This is a genomic window from Luteimonas sp. MJ250 (assembly GCF_039548455.1).
In the GTDB taxonomy this organism is placed as follows: Bacteria; Pseudomonadota; Gammaproteobacteria; order Xanthomonadales; family Xanthomonadaceae; genus Luteimonas.
The window spans coordinates 45,190-63,228 of record NZ_JBCLVB010000015.1; the positions used below are offsets into that span (position 1 = coordinate 45,190).

The following is an 18,039-nucleotide window of genomic DNA, read 5'->3' on the forward strand; positions in this document are numbered from 1 at the left end:
GACAGAATGCTTGCGGATAGTGGTGTGGCGCGCACTATACCGTGGCGGATGGTCCTGCACAGGTGTCCCGCGTCACGCCTGCCGCCGGTTATCTTTGTGAATTGTCCCTGCCCGGCCTGCAACGCATGTTCGTCTCGATCCCGACGCGTTCCCGCCCCGCAATGCGCTGGGCAACCCCCCTGCTGTGTGCGGCACTGTGGGTCGTCTACCTGTGGGCCAGCACCCGCCCGGAAGCCGTGGAGCAGGCGCTGATGGTGCGCTGGGGCGCGCTTACCGGCGCGCTGGGGCCGGGCGACCTGCTGGTGTCCTGGGCCGATGGCGAGCGCGGCCTGCGGCTGCTGACCGCGCTGTTCGTGCACGCCGACTGGGCCCACCTGCTCGGCAACCTGGTGTTCCTGCTGATCTTCGGACTGCCCGCGGAGCGGGTGATGGGGCCCTGGCGACTGCTGGCCCTGTTCCTGGTTGGCGGCGCGGCAGCCAACCTCGCGACCGTGCTGGTGATCGACACGCCCGACCGCCTGGTGATCGGGGCCAGCGGCGCGGTGTCGGCGCTGATCGGCACGTATCTCGCGCTGTTTCCGCGCGCACACCTGGGCGTGGTGCTGCCGCTGGGGCTGTTCCTCGAGTTCGTGCGCGCGCCGGCACCGCTGCTGATCGGGATCTGGGCGCTGCTGCAGGTGGTGTTCGCCTACATCGGCCCGGCGTTCGGCGCCGTGGCCTGGTCGGCGCACGTCGCGGGCTTCGCGTTCGGCGTTGTCTTCGCGCTCTTCTCGCGGCGCGCCATCGCGCGCCGCCTGCGCCGGCAGAAGGGTTACTGAGCCAGCGGCGGCGGCACGCACTCGCCGCCATCGGCCAGGCGGCGCAGCGCGGCCATCGCCTGCTGCACCGGCTCGTCGCCGTCGAGCACCTGGCCGGCGCGGCTGCCCTCCTCGCCGTCGGCGACCAGGTGCCCGGGCAGCGTGATTTCGCCGAAGCCGGCAACCGCTGCGCCCTTGACGTCGAGCACCAGGTCGGGCTCGATGCCGCGGGCCTGGATGGAGGTGCCGTCGGGCGTGAAGTAGCGCGCCGTGGTCAGCTTGACCGCATCGCCGTTGTCCAGCGGCATTACCGTCTGCACCGAACCCTTGCCGAAGCTGCGGCTGCCGACGATGCAGGCGCGGTCGTTGTCGCGCAGCGCGCCGGCCAGCACCTCGGAGGCGCTTGCCGAACCGGCGTCGACGAGCACCACCACCGGACGCCCGCGCATGCGCTCGCCGGGGGTCGCGCTGAAGGCGGTGTCGCCCACCTGGATGCGGCCGCGGGTGCTGACGATGCCGCCGCTCTCCAGCAGGTCGTCGGCAATCTGCACCGCCGAGGTCAACAGGCCACCGGGGTTGCTGCGCAGGTCGACCAGCAGCCCCCGCAGGCCGTCGACGCCGGCGCTGGCCTGGAGTCCGTCCAGGGTATCGGCGAAGTCGCTGGCGGTATCGGCCTGGAAGCCGGCGATGCGGATATAGCCGAAGCCGGGCTCGCGCATGCTGCCGCGCACGCTGGGCGTGCGGATGACCGCGCGCGCGACGCGCAGCTCCAGCGGCGCGGCCTCGCCCTCGCGGACGATGGTGACGCCGACTTCGGTGCCCGGGGGTCCGCGCAGCGGTCCGCTTCCCTCGTGGCTGGCGGGCGTCAGCTCTTCGCCATCCACGGCCACGATCACGTCGCCGGAGCGGATGCCCGCGCGCTGTGCCGGACTGCCGTCCATCGGCGAGATCACGCGCATGCGGCCGTCGGGCAGCTGCATGACCTCCACGCCGATGCCCTCGTAGGCGCCGGTGGTGCCTTCCTCGAAGGCTTCGGCGTCGCTGCGCTGGAGATAGGCGCTGTGCGGGTCGAGGTCGAGCAGCAGGCCGCGGATCGCCGCCTGCATCAGCTCGCGGTCCTCGACTTCGTCGACGTAGCCGGCGCGCACGGCGTTGAACACCAGCACGAAGCGGCTGATCTCTTCCAGCGGAATCGCGCTGGCGGGATCGCCGTCGACGGAGGGCGCCGCAGCGGCGATGTCGGCATCGGCATCGGCATCGGTGTCCGCATCGGTGTCGGCATCGGCATCGGTGTCTGTGTCGGTGTCGGCATCGGTGTCGGTGTCGGTGTCTGCATCCTGCGGTGGCGGGACGGCCTGCTTTTGCGGCGCGGCCTCAGGCGCGACCGGCGGCGCAGCGGGCACGGCGGGCGCGTCCTGGGCGATGGCGGGCAGCGCCAACAGGCTGGCGAGGGCGAGCGTCAACAGGCTGGCGCGCATGCGGAACTCCGGGAGGGAACGGGATTTGGACCGCGCATCCGCGCGCGGGTTCAGTCGATTATGCCGCCGGCACGGGGCGGCGCCCGTCAGCGCTTCTGCAGCCAGGTGCCGGGATCCACGGGCTTGCCCTCGCGGCGCAGCTCGAAATAAAGCGCCGCGCGGCCCTGGCCGCCGGACGTGCCGACGGTGGAGACCGCATCGCCGCGGCGGACGCGGTCGCCGGGGTTCTTGAGCAGACTGTCGTTGTGCGCGTACAGGCTCATGTAGCCGTTGCCGTGGTCGACGATCAGGATCAGGCCGTAGCCGGTCATCCATTCCGCGAACACCACCGTGCCTTCGGCCACCGCGGTGACCGGGGTGCCCGCGGCGGCGGCAACCAGCACGCCGTCGCTGCGGCGGCCGTCGGGCATGCGCGCGCCATAGCCGGCCAGCAGGCTGCCGCTGAGGGGCCAGGACAGGCCGCCGACCTGGACCGCGGAGGTGCGTGCCACGGTCACCTTCGGCGCCTCGGGCACGGGGCTGCCGCGCACGCCGCTGCCAGCGCCCGGCTTGTCGCCATCGCGCGCGGCCGCGGCCGCGGCGGCGCGGCGTGCGGCGGCGGCCTTGCGCTCGGCTTCGGCCTTGCGCGCCGCCTCGCGCAGGCGCGCGAGCAGGCGCTCGAGCGATTTCGCGTCGGCACCCAGGGCTTTCTCGCGCTCGCTGCGGTCCCTGTAACTGGCATCGAGTCCGGCCACCGCCCTGGCGCGCTCGGCGCGCTCGCGCTCCAGCGCTTCGGATTGCGCGCGCTGGCGCTCGCTGGTGGCGACCAGGGCCGCGCGTTCGGCAGCGATCGCCTGTTCCATCTCCTCGAGTCCGACGAGTTCGGCCGACAGCTCCGCGATCCGCGCGCTGCGGCCGCGCTGCAGGTAGCCGTGATAGGCCAGGCTGCGATTGGCGCCCGCGGCATCATCCTGTGCCAGCAGCAGCTTCAGCGGCGTGGTCGCGCCCACGGTATAGGCCGCGCGCAGCAGCCCGGCAAGCTCCTCGCGCTGCGTCGAAAGGCCTTCGGCGAGGACGTCCCGCTGCGTTTCCAGATCCGCAAGCGCCTGCTGCTGCTGCGCCAGCGCCGCCGCGGTGGCGGCAAGTTCCCGGGCATTGCGGGCCACGCGCTCATCGGCCTCGCGAAGCTCGCGACTGGCCTTGCCGCGGTCGCCTTCGATGCGGCGGCGTTCGCGCCCGACCTCGTTGAGTTCGCGCTTGACCCTGTCCAGCCGGCGCTGCGCGTCGCGGCTGTCCTGGGCCGATGCCGGCCCGATGGGGACGGCCACCAGCAACAGCAGCGTCGACAGCAGCAGCCGCGGCACGGACCCGGCCAGAAGCGGCCGCGAGGGCACGCGCCGGGGCAGGCAGTCGCGTCGCGGCGGCGTGGCCAGGCCCGGGTTCACGCCAGCAGGCTGCAACCGGTCATCTCCACCGGCTTCACGACGCCCAGCAGGTCGAGCATCGTTGGCGCGAGGTCGCGCAGAGAACCGCCCGTGCGCAGGGTCGCGTCGCCGCGCCCACCGACATAGATCAGATCCACCGGACCGACGGTGTGCGACGTGTGCGGCTCGCCAGTGACTGGGTCGCGCATCATTTCGACGTTGCCATGATCGGCGGTGACCAGCAGTTCGCCGCTCTGCGCGGCGACCGCGGCGGCGACCTCGCCCAGCGCCCGGTCCACCGCCTCCACGGCCAGGATCGCGGCCTGCAGGTCGCCGGTGTGGCCGACCATGTCGGGATTGGCGAAGTTGCAGACCACGGCGTCGAAGCGGCCTGAGGCGATCGCGGCCACCAGCTTCGCCGCCACTTCGGGACAGCTCATCTCCGGCTGCAGGTCATAGGTGGCGACCTTGGGGCTCGGCACCAAAATGCGCTCCTCGCCTGCGAACGGCGTCTCTCGGCCACCGTTGAAGAAGAAGGTGACGTGGGCGTACTTCTCGGTCTCGGCGATGCGCAGCTGGGCCAGGTCGTTGGCACCCAGGACTTCGCCCAGGGTGTTGCGCAGGTCGTCGGGCGCGAACGCCAGTGCCACCGGCAGGGTGGCGTCGTACTCGGTCAGGCAGGTGAAGTCGGCCAGCGCCGGGCGCCGCGCGGCGAATCCATCGAATGCCGGTGCCACGAACGCCGCGGCGAGCTGGCGCGCGCGATCGGCGCGGAAGTTCATGAACACGATCGCGTCGCCGTCGCGCATGGGTTCGGCGCCGGCGATCACCGTCGGCCGCACGAATTCATCGTTCTCGCCGCGCGCGTAGGCGGCGTCGAGCGCGGCCATGGCATCGGGCGCGACGTGTTCCGCCCGCGCATCGACCATCGCGTCCCAGGCCAGGCGCACGCGCTCCCAGCGCTGGTCGCGGTCCATGGCGTAGTAGCGCCCGCTGACGCTGGCGATGCGCGCATTGCCATGCAGCGCGCAGGCATCGGCCAGCGCGCGCAGGCTGGGCGCGGCCGAGCGCGGGGGCATGTCGCGGCCGTCGGTGAACGCGTGCACGGCGACGCGCGCCACGCCTTCGCGCTTCGCCAGCTGAAGCATCGCCAGCACGTGGGCTTCATGGCTGTGCACGCCGCCGGGCGAGAGCAGGCCCATGACGTGCAGGGTGCCGCCCGACGCGTTCACCGCGGCGCAGGCGGCGCGCAGGCCGTCATTGGCGAAGAAGCTGCCGTCGGCGATCGCGGCGTCGACCCGGGTCAGGTCCTGGTAGACCACGCGTCCGGCGCCGATGTTCATGTGCCCGACCTCGGAGTTGCCCATCTGCCCGTCGGGCAGGCCGACGTGGGTGCCTTCGGTGTGCACCAGGGTGGTCGGATGCGCCGCGGACAGGCGCCGCCAGTTGGGGATGTCGGCGAGCGCCAGCGCGTTGTCGCGGGGATCGTCGCGATGGCCCCAGCCGTCGAGGATCAGCAGCACCACCGGCTTCGGCCGGCGGACGGTATCGGGCTCAGGCACGACGTTCGACCCTGTGACGTTGGACGCATGCATTGTAGCGCCGGCCGGCGCAGACTCGGGCCATGGACATCCGCCAGACTCCCCGATTCGCCCTTCTTTTCATCGCCGCGCTCGCCGCCGGCTCCGCGCTGGCCGCGGAAGACATCAACCGCGTCAACGGCGCGATCACCGCCCATGCCGGCAGCGAGTACGGCCGGCTGGAAACCGTCAACGGCAGCATCACCCTGGACGATGGCGCCCGCAGCGGCGACGCCAGCACGGTGAACGGCGCCATCCGCGCCGGCAACGACATCGCGAGCGGCGGACTGTCGACGGTGAACGGCGGCATCCACGCGGGCGAACGCGCGCGCATCGGCGGCAGCGTGGAAACCGTCAACGGCAGTGTGTTCATCGGACGCGACGGCGAGGTCGAGGGCGACGTCGAAACCGTCAACGGTGCCATCGGCCTGGTCGCGACGGTCGTGGCCGGCGACGTCGGCACCAGCAGCGGCAACGTGACCATCGGCGCCGGCTCGCACGTGCGCGGACGCCTGCACGTCGACAAGCCCAGCGCCAACTGGATGCCGATCCGCATCAGCACCCGCCGCCAGCGGATCATCATCGGACCGGGCGCCGTGGTCGATGGCCCCCTGGAGTTCGAACGCGAGGTCACGCTGTACGTGCACGACAGCGCACGCGTCGGCGAGATCAGCGGCGCCACGCCGGTGCCCTATTCGACGCCAACCGCGCCGCCCCGCGCCAGCGACTGAAGCCCGCGCCCCCGCAGGGCGCCGAACGCATAGAATCGGGGATTCCACTTCTGCAGGACCCGACGAATGCGACCGACCCACCTTGTGCTCAGCCTCGCCGTGGCCACCGCCCTGGCCGCGTGCGGCAACGGCGAGCCCGCCGCCGCCGCCGCCGCGGCCAACACCGGCGATGCGCCGGCCGCGACCGCCTCCACGCACGCGTTCAGCCCCGAGCTGAGCAAGGACGACTTCGCCGAGATGGTGAAGACGCTGTCCTCCGATGAGTTCCAGGGCCGTGCGCCCGGCTCGCCCGGCGGCGAGATGACCGTTGAATACATCAAGGCGCAGTACGAGCGCATCGGGCTGGAACCCGGCGGCGACGACGGCAGCTTCTTCCAGACCGTGCCGATGGTCGAGACCACCGCCGACGAATCCACCGTGCTGCACATGGAGGTCGCCGGCGAGCCCCGCGAGCTCGCGTTCGGCACCGACATGGTGATCGGCACCCGCACCGGCGAGGCCGAGGTCAAGGTCGCCGACAGCGACCTGGTGTTCGTGGGCTACGGCGTGGACGCGCCGGAGCTGGGCTGGAACGACTATGCCGGCATCGACGTCACCGGCAAGACCGTGGTCATCCTGGTCAACGACCCGGGCTTCCACGCCAAGGACGACTCGCTGTTCGAAGGCGAGCGCATGACCTATTACGGGCGCTGGACCTACAAGTTCGAAGAGGCCGCGCGCAAGGGCGCCGCCGCCGCGCTGATCATCCACGACACCGCCGGCGCGTCCTACGGCTGGGACGTGGTCAAGAACTCCTGGTCGGGCCCGCAGTTCGACCTGCGCGCCTCCGACGATCCGGAGCCGCGCCTGCCGGCCCAGGGCTGGCTGAGCGCCGAGGCCGCGACGCAGCTCTTCGCCGGCGCCGGCCAGGACCTCGAGGCGCTGTACACCGCCGCCAACCAGCGCGGCTTCATCGCCGTGCCGCTGGACGCGCGCGTGTCCTTCGACCTCGCCAGCACCACCAGGGAAAGCTCGTCGCGCAACGTCATCGGCGTGCTGCGCGGCAGCGAAGCGCCCGACGAAGCCGTCGTCTACATGGGCCACTGGGACCACCTGGGCACCCACGAGGGCGAAGGCGACCAGATCTACAACGGCGCCATCGACAACGCCACCGGCATCGCCGGCATCGTCGAGATCGCGGAGAAGTTCAAGGCCGACGGCCAGCCCAAGCGTTCGATCGCGTTCGTGGCCGTGACCCTGGAAGAATCGGGCCTGCTCGGCTCCAAGTACCAGGTCGCACACCCCGTGTTCCCGCTGGAGAACACCGTCGCCGTGATCAACCTCGACGCGATGAGCGTCGCCGGTCCGTCGCGCGACATGGTCGTGGTCGGCCAGGGCAACTCCGAGCTCGAGGACGTACTGAAAACCTTCACCGACGGCCAGGAGCGGGTGATCGTCGCCGAAGGCAACCCGGCCGGCGGCTTCTTCTTCCGCTCCGATCATTTCAACTACGCCAAGGCCGGCGTGCCGGCGCTGTACGCCAAGGGCGGCGACGACCTGCTCGACGGCGGCAAGGACGCCGGCGCGGAACATGCGCGCCATTACACCGAGGTCGCGTACCACAAGCCGGCGGACGAATTCGATCCGGCGTGGAACCTCGACGGCGTGATCCAGGACCTGGAAGTGCTGTACGGCGTGGGCCGCACCCTGGCCGACGACGGCAGCTGGCCGAACTGGTACGAAGGCAACGCCTTCAAGGCCGCGCGCGACGGGATGCGTCCCGGCGCGAAGTAAGCGTCACCGCACGAGCTCGCCGGGAACGGCCGTACGGAATGGCGCCGGAAGGCGCCGTTCCTGTTTCACACCAGCATGCGGCTGGCGGAGGGTCGCCTGCGCGACGACAGCAAAGGTGAACGGCGACGGGAGCCGCCGCCCCAATGCGTCCGGCCCGGCTAGTTGCCGACGTAATCGATGTAATGCCGACCCAGGTAATTGATCACCGCACCCGGCGGCAGCGAGCAACTCCATTGCGCGTATCGGAGTCGGGACATGTTCGGGTCGATATTCTCCGGAACGATTTGAAAGAAACCGGTCTGGCCCGGGTCCAGTGTCATCGGCATGAGGGGGAGGTAACTCGCAGGCACCGAAGATCCACCTCTCCCATGCACGAACGTGCACTTGAGGGTCACGGGCGACGTACCGACGTTGCCCAAGCCGAGGATCGCGTTCGTGGTTCGAGATTCGGAGTTGAACTCATCCGTGACCTGGGCGCAGGTGACGAACGCACCCGTTACGCCTTCGTTGGCAATGGCCAGCGGACGGGCGCGCAGGGTGCCTGCGAATGCCGGGAGCGCGCCCTGGCAGGCACCTGCAGCGCTCTGGTAATCGTAGCGTTCGACGTCGGCGGCCACGGTGCTGCCCGCGGCGGACACAAGCGCAATGGCGATTGCCAGCGCAACCGGCGCCGAACAGGTTGATTTCGTATACATGTGGATCCTCGCATGCGAAGGGGCGCGGCAGGACGCCCGCCCCGGACCCACCCCATACGCCCGAACCCTTTCAAGGCGGACATGCATTCGCCCGCCGTTACCGCCCTGACACGAGACGCACGCGCGCGAAGTTGCGCTTGCCGACCTGCAGCACGCCCTCGAAGCCGGGCTGGAACGTGGTGCCGGCATCCTCGACCACCTCGCCATCGACCTTCACCGCGCGCTCCCTGAGCTTGCGGTTGGCCTCCGAGTTCGACGGCGTGATCCCCGCAGCCGTCAGCAGCGCGGCGATGCGCAGGCCCTCCGCCGGGACTTCCACGTCATGCAGCGGCAGCAATGAAGTATCGCCCTGGCCGGTAACCGCCGCGTGCCAACCGGAGATCGCGGTCTCTGCCGCGGCGGCATCGTGGAAACGCGTGGCCAGTTCGCGCGCCAGGCGCAGCTTCACCTCGCGCGGATTCAGCGCACCGGAGGCCACGTCCGCCTTCAGCGCTGTCGCCTCCCCGATGCCGATGTCGAAGCTCAGCAGCTCGATCCAGTCCCACATGAGGTCGTCGCCGATCTTCATGGTCTTGTTGACGACGTCGATCGCCGGGTCGGTGACCCCGATGTAGTTGCCCAGCGACTTGGACATCTTGTTGACGCCGTCCAGGCCCACCAGCAGCGGCATCGTCAGCACCACCTGCGGCTTCTGACCGTAGTGCTCCTGCAGGCCGCGGCCCATCAGCAGGTTGAACTTCTGGTCGGTGCCGCCGAGCTCGACGTCGGCCTCGAGCGCCACCGAGTCGTAGCCCTGCACCAGCGGGTAGAGGAATTCATGGATCGCGATCGACTGCTGGGCGGCGTAACGCTTGGCGAAGTCGTCGCGCTCGAGCATGCGCGCCACGGTGTGCTGGCCGGCCAGGCGGATCATGTCGGCCGCGCCCATTTTGCCGAACCACTCGGAGTTGAAGCGGACCTCGGTGCGCTCGCGGTCCAGCACCTTGAACACCTGGTCCTGGTAGGTCTTCGCGTTGGCCAGCACGTCCTCGCGCGTCAACGGCCTGCGTGTCGCGCTCTTGCCCGAGGGGTCGCCGATCATTCCGGTGAAGTCGCCGATCAGGAACACCACCGTGTGCCCCAGGTCCTGGAACTGGCGCATCTTGTTGAGCAGCACGGTGTGGCCGATATGCAGGTCGGGGGCGGTCGGGTCGAATCCCGCCTTGACCCGCAGGGCGCGGCCGGAGGCGAGTCTGGCCTCGAGCTCCTCGCGCTTGAGGATTTCGTCGGTGCCGCGGGCAATCAGTTCGATGGCCCCGGGGTCGATCGCGTGCGCGGGCGGGACGTGCGGCTGGCTGGTGTGTTCGTGGGCGTTCTGTGACAAGGCTCGGGTCCGGCTGGGCGTCGCGTTCCGGCATCGAAACGTGACACGGGTTCAAGTTGTTGTTAACTGGAAGTTAAATTATTGCCAGGGATAAATTCCAGTCGCGTCAATCGTTTGACGCGTGATCTTCGCGTGATTATGGTGGCCCGGTGACGCGCCCGTCACGCACGGGCCCGGGGGTCCGATCCACATATGACCACGCCCGAATCGCATCCATCCGACCTCCAGCGCAGCGAGCGCGTCCGCCTCGAAAACCTGCGCGAACTCGAGCGCCAGGCGACCACCAGCAGCCACCAGGCCGAAGCCTCGGCCGAAACCATCGGCAACCGCCGCTGGTCGCGCCGGCAGTGGGCCCATTCCAGCCTGATCGCCACCGCAGGTGCGCTGCTGCTGGCCATCGTGCCCGGTTTCAATACCGCCGTCGACGTGCCCCACAGCGCGCGCCTGACTACGCTGTCGCTGGCGCTGCCGGTGCTTCCCGTGCAGCCGGAGCCGGACGCGGCGGCCACCAGCTGGATGCCGGTGACGGTGGAAAAGGGCCAGACCCTTGGCGCCATCTTCGACGAACTGGGCATCCCGGCCAGCACCATGCACGCGCTTCTCGAGCAGCCCGGCGCGCGCGATGCCCTGACCCGGCTTCGCCCGGGCGCCCAGCTGGGCTTCGCCTTCAATCCGGCCCCGGCGAACGGTGGCCGCGGCAGCCTGCACGCCTTGCGCTATGACCGCGGCGAAACCGAGCGCGTCGAGCTCTCGCTGGAGGCCGGCAAGGTCGTTGAAACCGTCATCGAGCGCCCCATCGAGGTCCGTACGTCCGTGGTCAGCGGCAAGGTCGGCCGCTCGCTGTTCCACTCCGCGCGCAAGCTCGGGCTGTCGGGTTCCAGCATCAACATGCTGACCGACGAGATCTTCCAGTACGACATCGATTTCAACACCGACGTCACCCGGAACGACCGCTTCAGCGTGGTCGTGGAGCAGGTCTACCGCGAGGGCGAGCTGCTGCGCACCGGCAAGGTGCTGGCCGCTGTGTTCACGGCGAAGAACAAACCGTTCACCGCGTTCCGCTTCGAGCAGGACGGCAAGACCGAGTACTACAACGCCGAAGGCAGGCCGCTGAAGAAGAGCTTCATCCGCATGCCGATCCAGTACGCGCGCCTGAGTTCGCGCTTCGGCTCGCGCAGGCACCCGGTGAGCGGCAGCGTGCGCCAGCACAAGGGCGTGGACTACGCCGCGCGCACCGGCACGCCGATCATGGCCGCCGGCGACGCCCGCGTGCAGTTCAAGGGCTGGCGTGGCGGCTACGGCAACACCGTGATCCTCGACCACGGCCGCGGCTACACCACGCTGTACGCGCACATGTCCGGCTTCGGCAACATCCGCCAGGGGCAGCGCGTCAGCCAGGGCACGGTGATCGGCCGCGTCGGCAGCACCGGCCTGTCCACCGGCCCGCACCTGCACTACGAATTCCGCATCAACGGCGTGCACCGCAACCCGCTGCAGCACACCATGCCCGAACCCGAGCCGCTGAAGGGCGTCGCGCTGGCGGCCTTCCACGCCCAGACCGGGCCCGCGCTGGCGCGCATCCGCACCGTCGAAGACATCATCTACGCCCAGGTGCCGGATGCTGCGGACGGCACCCGCGTGGTCGAGGCCAAGCGCGACGCGCCGTCCGGCCGCGGACAGGGCTGAGCGCCGCGCCGCCCAAGCGGCGCCACGGGGGGCTTCACGCATGGCCGGTCGGCAGCGCTTCCTCGGGCTGATCTCGGGCACCAGCGCCGACGGCATCGACGCCGCGCTGGTCGACTTCGACGACGACGCCGCCGGCACGCGCCCGGCGCTGCGCTTCGCACGTACCTATGCCTGGGAGCCGGTGCTGCGCGAACGGCTGGTAGCGCTCGGCCAGGAAGACGCGCTGCTGTCGCTGGACACCGTGGGCGGGCTTGACGTCGCCATCGGACGCGCCTTCGCCGTCGCGGCGCTGCGCGCGCTGGCCGACTCGGACACCGACCCTGCAACCGTCGCCGCCATCGGCTCGCACGGACAGACGCTGCGCCACCGCCCGCACGGCTCCCTGCCCTTCAGCCTGCAGCTCGGCTGCGCGGCGACCATCGCCGAGCGCACCGGCATCACTACCGTGGCCGACTTCCGCCGTCGCGACGTGGCCGCCGGTGGCCACGGCGCGCCGCTGGTCCCGGCGCTGCACGCGGCACTGCTGCACGATCCCGCCGAATCGCGCGCGGTGCTCAACCTCGGCGGCATCGCCAACCTCACCCTGCTGCCCGGCGAAGAACCGGTGCGCGGCTTCGACACCGGTCCCGCCAACGGCCTGATGGACGCCTGGTGCCTGCGCCACCGTGGCAAGGCCTTCGACGCCGGTGGCGCGTTCGCCGCCGAGGGCCGGGTCGACGCCGCACTGCTGGCACGCCTGCTGGACGAACCCTGGTTCGCCCTGCCGCCGCCGAAGTCCACCGGGCGCGACGCGTTCCACCTCGGCTGGGTGGAGTCGCGCCTGGCGGGCACGGAATCACCGGCCGACGTCCAGGCGACCCTGCTCGCGCTGACCGCGCGCACCGTGGCCGACGCCCTGCGCGCGACCCAGCCCGGTACCACGCGCGTGATCGCCTGCGGCGGCGGCGTGCACAATCCGCGCCTGATCCAGGCGCTGGCGGCACAGATGCCGGGCATCGCGGTTGAATCCAGCGCCGCGCACGGACTGGACCCCGATGCGATCGAGGCCATGGCCTTTGCCTGGCTGGCGCGCGAGACCCTGGCCGGACGGCCGGGCAACCTCGCCAGCGTCACCGGCGCCGCGGGGCCGCGGATCCTTGGCGCCATCCACCAGGCGTGATCGGCGCCCGCGGCAGGAGCAGCCATAGCCGCGACCACCGGATGGGAGCGGGCTCCGGCCGGAGATCCCGGTCGCAGCTGCAGCTGCTCCTACTGGGAGACCTGGCTGCCGCCGGGGAGCTGGCCGATCATCGAGAAATCGCCGTCGGGCACGCTTTCCAGGGCCGCGATCGCGGCCTGCAGCACGTCGGCCTCGGAGTTGTCGAAGCTGAGCTTGCCGTCGCCTTCGGCCGCGTACAGGCCGCGCTCCAGCAGCTGCAGCAGCGCGTGCGACAGCGCCCAGCCGCGGCGGTCGGCGACGCGCTTGATGCGTTCAAGCAGCACTTCGTCGATGTCCTTGAGCACGATGTCGGTCATGGCCCGCGTCCAGTCACCATCGTTCACGGCAACATGCCATAGATACGACGACGCGCGCGGATCGGCAAGGCCCGGCACGCGCTCACCTGGTGTCCTCCGCGACAGCCCCGGCCTCGTCGCCCAGGCGCAGCCGCGGCTTCAGCCAGAAGAACAGCAGGACCGCCGGCACCGCCACCACCGCGGTGATCAGGAAATAGGTGGCATAGCCTCCGGTGCTGGTCTCGACGATGGCGCCCGAGAAAAAGCCCAGCACCTTGCCGGGCAGCATGATGAACGACGAGAACAGCGCGTATTGGGTCGCGGTGTAGCGCTGGTTGACCAGTGCCGACAGGTAGGCGACCGCCGCGGTGCCGAGGAAGCCCTGGGCCAGGTTCTCGCCCGAGATCACCAGGGTCAGCAGGCCAATGTCGCCGTTGGCGCCGATCAGCGCCAGGTACAGCAGGTTGCTGGCCGCGCCGAGGATGATCGCCGCCAGCAGCGGCCAGTGGATGCCCCAGCGCGCGACCGCCACGCCGCCGAGGAAGGCGCCGGCGATCCCGACCCAGATGCCGTAGACCTTGGTCACCGCGGCGATCTGGGTCTTGCTGAAGCCCTGGTCGAGGTAGAACGGGCCGATGATGCCGCCGACGATCGCCTGGTCGGAAATCTTGATTGACAGGATGAAGAGCAGCACCACCAGCCCGATGCCGCTGCCGAAGCGGCGGAAGAAGTCGGCGAAGGGCTCGACCACGCCTTCGCGCAGCCCGGCCGCCCAGCCCCGGGTGCGCACGCGCACCACGTCGGGCTCGGTCGCCAGCAGGCAGGCCACCATCGGCACCAGCATGCAGGCCGCCATCACCCGGTAGACGTTCGCCCACGCGGCGTGGTCGGCGAGCACCAGCGCCAGCGCACCGGACACGATCAGCGCGATCCGGTAGCCCAGCGAATAGGTCGCCACCAGCGCGCCCTGCTCGGAGGCGGGCGCGATCTCGACGCGATAGGCGTCCACCGCGATGTCGAGCGTGGCGCCGGAAAAAGCCACGAACAGCGTCAGCGCGACGAACACGGTCAGCCGCTCGGGCGTCAGCGCCGACATCGCCAGCAGCCCGATCATCACGCAGGCCATCGCCAGCAGCAGCCAGCCGCGGCGCTGCCCGAAGCGGCCGAGCAGCGGCAGCCGCCAGCGATCGACCAGCGGCGCCCAGACGAACTTGAACGAATACGCCAGGCCGGCGCTGGCGATCATGGTGATCTCGCGCAGTTCCAGCCCGCCGTCGCGGAGCCAATAGGCCAGCGTGCCGGCGACCAGCAGGAAGGGCAGTCCGGACGCGAAACCGAAGAAGAACAGGATCCGCGCCGATGGCTGCGCGAACGCGCGCCAGGCGGACGGCTTCCGCCGCGCCGCGCCGCCTTCGGCCGTGCTCACTCGCGGTAGTCCACGACCAGCGGCGCATGATCCGAGAAGCGCGGCTCGCCGTGCACCGCGCAGGCTTCGACCCGCTTCGCCAGCGCCGGGGTCGCGAACTGGTAGTCGATGCGCCAGCCGACGTTCTTGGCGCGTGCGGCGCCGCGGTTGCTCCACCAGGTGTATTCGTCCGCCGCGTCGGGCCGCAGCATGCGCAGGGCGTCGCCCCAGCCGTGCGCCGGCGCCTCGCCCAGCCCGTCGCCGCAGGCGTCGGCGATCATCGTGTTCAGCCAGGCGCGTTCGGGCGGCAGGCAGCCGGAGTTCTTCTGGTTGCCGGTCCAGTTTTTGATGTCGTTGCGCGAACGCACGATGTTCCAGTCGCCACACAGCACGTAGTCGCGGCCGCTGGCCAGCCACTGGTCGAGGATGGGCCTGAGCCAGTCCATGACCTCGAACTTGAAGCCCTGGCGCAGCTCTCCGGACGAGCCCGACGGGATGTAGAACGACACCACGCTCAGGTTGCCGAAGCGCGCCTCGATGTAGCGGCCCTCGTCATCGAACGGCGCCCAGCCGAGCGACGTACGCACTTCATCGGGCTCGCGACGGCTGTAGATCGCCACGCCGCTGTAGCCCTTCTTGGTGCTCGCGTCCTTGAACCAGGCCTTGTAGCCGGCGGGAAGGAAGTCGGCGTGCAGGCCACTGCCGTCGATACCGAGGAGCTGGTGCTCCTGGGCCTTGGTCTCCTGGACGCAGAGGATGTCGGCGTCCTGTTGCAGGAACCAGTCGAAGAAGCCCTTCCTGGCCGCCGAGCGGATGCCGTTGGCATTGAAGCTGATGATGCGCATGGTGTGCCGGTGTCATGACGGATGCGGCGGGCACGGGCCCGCCGGCCGGCAAGGTTAGCGCACCGCCGGCGCGGCCGCCGGCGGTGCGCAGGCACGTGCGTCACATCGCGACCGGCCTGGGCGTATCCGGCGTGCTCGGCGGCAGCACCGGATATTCCACCACCGGCTGGCGTCCGGTCAGCGTGCGCAGGAAGGCGGCGATGGCGCCGGACTCCTCCTCGTCGAGCTCGCGGCCGAGCTGCGCGGTCCCCATGATCGCCACCGCCTGCTCCAGGTTCCAGACCTGGCCGCTGTGGAAATAGGGCGCGGTCAGCTCGACGTTGCGCAGCGGCGAGGCGCGGAACACGTATTCGTCGGTCGCGGTATTGGTGACCGTGAACCGGCCCTTGTCGCCCTCGGGCAGGATCTCGGCGCCCGGGCGGGCGATCACGCCGAAGGGGAAGTAGGTCTGGCCGCCGAAGTTGCGGCCGTTGTGGCAGGACGCGCAGCCGCTGTTGACGAACAGCTCCAGGCCCCGGCGCTCGGTGGCGTCGATCGCGCTGTCGTCGCCCAGGACCCAGCGGTCGAAGCGTGCATCCGGCGTCACCAGGGTGGCCTCGAATGCCTCCAGCGCCAGCGCCATGTTGTCGAAGCTCACCGGGCGTTCGCCGGGGAAGGCGTCGCCGAACCGATCCACGTATTCGGGAATGCTCTGCAGGGTCCGGACCACGAGCTCGGGCGTGCTGTTCATTTCCACGCTCGCCTGCACCGGCCCCTTGGCCTGTTCGGCCAGGTCCGCGGCGCGGCCATCCCAGAACTGGGCCGCGTTGAACACGGCGTTGAGCATGGTCGGCGAATTGCGCGGGCCCTTCTGCCAGCCGTGCCCGATCGAAACCGGCACGTTGTCGGCGCCGCCGGTGCCCAGGCTGTGGCAGGTGTTGCAGGTGATCAGGTGGCTCTGTGAAAGCCGCGGCTCGAACCACAGCATGCGGCCCAGTTCGACCTGCTCGGCGACCAGCGGCTTGCCCCGGAGTTCGTCGACGCTGGCCGGGATGGTGCCGAACATGGCGGCGGCCATGGCACGCAGCGGATCACCGTCGGCATCACCGGCCGCTGCCGGCTCCGCCGCCTTCGCGGTCTGCGCCGTGTCCGCCACGCCGCCGGCGGCAGCGGCGTCGGCAGGTTCGGCCGCGGCACCGCGCATGGCCGCGGCACCGGCGGCGGCCTCGTCGGCGGTGGCGGCGGCGGACACGCCGGCGTCCGCCGCGTCGCCACCGGTCTGTCCACACCCCGTGGCGACCCCCAGCGCCAGGGCCACCGACACTGCAAGCTTCGTCCGAACGTGCATCCCGCGCCTCCGCATCCAGGTCATCATCACGCCCAACTCTAGGCCAATGGCAGCGGAGGGGCGTTGACCAAGGTCAACCCCGGCAGGTTGCTAACATGGCCCCCCCGCCCGCGCCCGCACTGCACACGCCATGTCCGATCACCGCTCCCGCTTCCTGCAGCTGGCACTGGCGGCCGAAGCGCTGCGCTTCGGCGGGTTCACGCTGAAGTCCGGCCGCACCAGCCCCTACTTCTTCAACGCCGGGCGCTTCGACTCCGGCGCAACGCTGGCGGCGCTGGCGAGCTGCTACGCCGACGCCATCGACGCCGCCGGCCTCGACTTCGACCTGCTGTTCGGCCCGGCCTACAAGGGCATCCCGCTGGCCACTGCGCTCGCCTGCGAATACGCGGGCCGCGGCCGCGACCTGCCGCTGGCCTACAACCGCAAGGAAGCCAAGGCCCATGGCGAAGGCGGCAGTCTGGTCGGCGCGCCGCTGGCCGGCCGCCGCGTGCTGGTGGTCGATGACGTGCTCACCGCGGGCACCGCCGTGCGCGAGGCGCTGGCGCTGATCCGCGACGGCGGCGGCACGCCGGCCGGCGTGGCCATCGCGCTCGACCGCGAGGAAGTGCTCGACGCCGATTCCGCCGACCGCCGTTCGGCCGCCGCGCTGGTGGCCGCCAACGAGGGCGTGCCGGTGGTGGCGATCGCCAGCCTCGGCGACCTGCTTGCGTTCACCGGCGAAAACGCGACACTGTCGGACGAGCGCGAGCGCCTGTTCGCCTACCGCGCGCGCTATGGCAGCGCGGCGGGTTGACGCGGCCGACCGGGGGGACGGACACGATGAAGACCATGAACTGGATCGCCGGCATCGCGCTGGCCACGCTGCCGCTGGCGGCCGTGGCGCAGAAGGCGCCTGCCGACAAGAAGCTCTACTGCTGGGACGAAGGCGGGGTCCAGGTCTGCGGCGACACCCTGCCCGCCAGCGCCCTCGATCGCGCCCGCACCGAGATCAGCGCCGCAAGCGGCAACCGCACCGGGGACGTGCCGCGTGCGCTGACCGGCGATGAGCGCACGGCCGCCGAGGCCGACGCCCGCGCCGCCGCCGAGGCCGAGATGGCCGAAGCCGAACGCCATCGACGCGACCTGGCCATGGTCGAGTCCTATGCCACCGAGAACGACCTGCGCCGCGCCTATGGCGAGCGCATCCTGCTGGTGGAGGAGTCGCTGAAGACCTCCGAGCTCAGCATCGCCAACCTGCGCCAGAGCCTGCTGTCGCTGCTGCGCCAGGCCGCGGAGCGCGAGCTGCTTGAACAGCCGGTGGGCAAGCCCCTGGCCGATGGCGTCCGGTCGCAGCACGGCGACCTGCTGCGTCAGCAGGCGATCATGGAGCGGCAGCTGGTCGATCGCGCATCGCTGGGCAGCGACCTGGACGGTGCCCTCGCACGCTACCGCGCGATGAAGGGCGGCTGAGGCGTACAGCAAG

The 18,039-nt window shown here is 70.6% G+C and carries 16 protein-coding genes; 7 read left to right on the forward strand and 9 right to left on the reverse strand.

All coding sequences use genetic code 11. The features are described 5' to 3' along the window. Positions 1 to 125: 125 nt before the first annotated feature. Positions 126 to 818 carry a rhomboid family intramembrane serine protease gene (locus WCE37_RS12815; RefSeq protein ID WP_343254681.1) on the forward strand — a complete coding sequence of 231 codons (693 nt, stop codon included), beginning with the start codon at positions 126 to 128 and terminating at the stop codon, positions 816 to 818. On the opposite strand, the gene WCE37_RS12820 is transcribed toward WCE37_RS12815, so the two are convergent. The 3 genes from WCE37_RS12820 to gpmI all read right to left on the reverse strand — a co-directional run bounded on the left by WCE37_RS12820 (position 812) and on the right by gpmI (position 5,240). After that, positions 812 to 2,275, reverse strand: a complete 1,464-nt coding sequence (locus tag WCE37_RS12820; RefSeq protein WP_343279705.1) for a S41 family peptidase — start codon at positions 2,273 to 2,275, stop codon at positions 812 to 814. The two genes, WCE37_RS12815 and WCE37_RS12820, sit on opposite strands and share 7 nt — an antisense overlap. 86 nt (positions 2,276 to 2,361) lie before the next feature. After that, the gene (locus WCE37_RS12825; RefSeq protein WP_343279706.1) at positions 2,362 to 3,714 is read right to left on the reverse strand and encodes a peptidoglycan DD-metalloendopeptidase family protein; all 1,353 of its coding nucleotides are present in this window, start codon (positions 3,712 to 3,714) and stop codon (positions 2,362 to 2,364) included. Then, positions 3,696 to 5,240: a 2,3-bisphosphoglycerate-independent phosphoglycerate mutase gene (gpmI, locus tag WCE37_RS12830; RefSeq protein WP_343279707.1), complete on the reverse strand. Its 1,545-nt coding sequence runs from the start codon at positions 5,238 to 5,240 to the stop codon at positions 3,696 to 3,698. Before gpmI ends, WCE37_RS12825 begins: the two co-directional genes overlap by 19 nt. 62 nt (positions 5,241 to 5,302) lie before the next feature. On the opposite strand from gpmI, the gene WCE37_RS12835 reads away from it, so the two are divergent. Then, entirely contained in the window at positions 5,303 to 5,989 is a 687-nt protein-coding gene (locus WCE37_RS12835) for a polymer-forming cytoskeletal protein (RefSeq protein WP_343279708.1), read from the forward strand. Positions 5,990 to 6,055: 66 nt separating this feature from the next. Next, on the forward strand, positions 6,056 to 7,762 hold the full coding sequence (locus WCE37_RS12840) for a M28 family metallopeptidase (protein ID WP_343279709.1): 1,707 nt from the start codon (positions 6,056 to 6,058) through the stop codon (positions 7,760 to 7,762). Positions 7,763 to 7,920: 158 nt separating this feature from the next. Here the strand turns inward: WCE37_RS12840 and WCE37_RS12845 are convergent, their stop codons facing one another. Continuing rightward, entirely contained in the window at positions 7,921 to 8,457 is a 537-nt protein-coding gene (locus WCE37_RS12845) for a hypothetical protein (protein WP_343279710.1), read from the reverse strand. Between the two features lie 97 nt (positions 8,458 to 8,554). Then, the gene (tyrS, locus tag WCE37_RS12850; protein ID WP_343279840.1) at positions 8,555 to 9,763 is read right to left on the reverse strand and encodes a tyrosine--tRNA ligase; all 1,209 of its coding nucleotides are present in this window, start codon (positions 9,761 to 9,763) and stop codon (positions 8,555 to 8,557) included. Between the two features lie 249 nt (positions 9,764 to 10,012). Here tyrS and WCE37_RS12855 point away from each other — a divergent pair, with 249 nt between their 5' ends. Continuing rightward, on the forward strand, positions 10,013 to 11,506 hold the full coding sequence (locus tag WCE37_RS12855; protein WP_343279711.1) for a peptidoglycan DD-metalloendopeptidase family protein: 1,494 nt from the start codon (positions 10,013 to 10,015) through the stop codon (positions 11,504 to 11,506). Between the two features lie 40 nt (positions 11,507 to 11,546). Continuing rightward, entirely contained in the window at positions 11,547 to 12,665 is a 1,119-nt protein-coding gene (locus WCE37_RS12860) for an anhydro-N-acetylmuramic acid kinase (protein WP_343279712.1), read from the forward strand. Positions 12,666 to 12,754: 89 nt separating this feature from the next. Here the strand turns inward: WCE37_RS12860 and WCE37_RS12865 are convergent, their stop codons facing one another. The 4 genes from WCE37_RS12865 to WCE37_RS12880 all read right to left on the reverse strand — a co-directional run bounded on the left by WCE37_RS12865 (position 12,755) and on the right by WCE37_RS12880 (position 16,577). Next, positions 12,755 to 13,021: a hypothetical protein gene (locus tag WCE37_RS12865; protein ID WP_343279713.1), complete on the reverse strand. Its 267-nt coding sequence runs from the start codon at positions 13,019 to 13,021 to the stop codon at positions 12,755 to 12,757. Between the two features lie 82 nt (positions 13,022 to 13,103). After that, a complete protein-coding gene (locus WCE37_RS12870; protein ID WP_343279714.1) occupies positions 13,104 to 14,426 on the reverse strand; it encodes an MFS transporter in 1,323 nt (440 codons plus the stop codon). Next, entirely contained in the window at positions 14,423 to 15,250 is an 828-nt protein-coding gene (locus WCE37_RS12875; RefSeq protein ID WP_343254623.1) for an exodeoxyribonuclease III, read from the reverse strand. The genes WCE37_RS12870 and WCE37_RS12875 overlap by 4 nt, the downstream gene beginning before the upstream one ends. Positions 15,251 to 15,350: 100 nt before the next feature. After that, positions 15,351 to 16,577 (reverse strand): cytochrome-c peroxidase, encoded by a 1,227-nt coding sequence (locus WCE37_RS12880; protein WP_343279715.1) that lies wholly within the window; start codon positions 16,575 to 16,577, stop codon positions 15,351 to 15,353. Positions 16,578 to 16,707: 130 nt separating this feature from the next. Between WCE37_RS12880 and pyrE the strand changes: the two genes are divergently transcribed. Both pyrE and WCE37_RS12890 read left to right on the forward strand, forming a co-directional pair. After that, positions 16,708 to 17,370, forward strand: a complete 663-nt coding sequence (gene pyrE / locus WCE37_RS12885; protein WP_343279716.1) for an orotate phosphoribosyltransferase — start codon at positions 16,708 to 16,710, stop codon at positions 17,368 to 17,370. A gap of 26 nt (positions 17,371 to 17,396) precedes the next feature. Next, a complete protein-coding gene (locus WCE37_RS12890; RefSeq protein ID WP_343279717.1) occupies positions 17,397 to 18,026 on the forward strand; it encodes a hypothetical protein in 630 nt (209 codons plus the stop codon). The last annotated feature ends 13 nt before the right edge of the window (positions 18,027 to 18,039 follow it).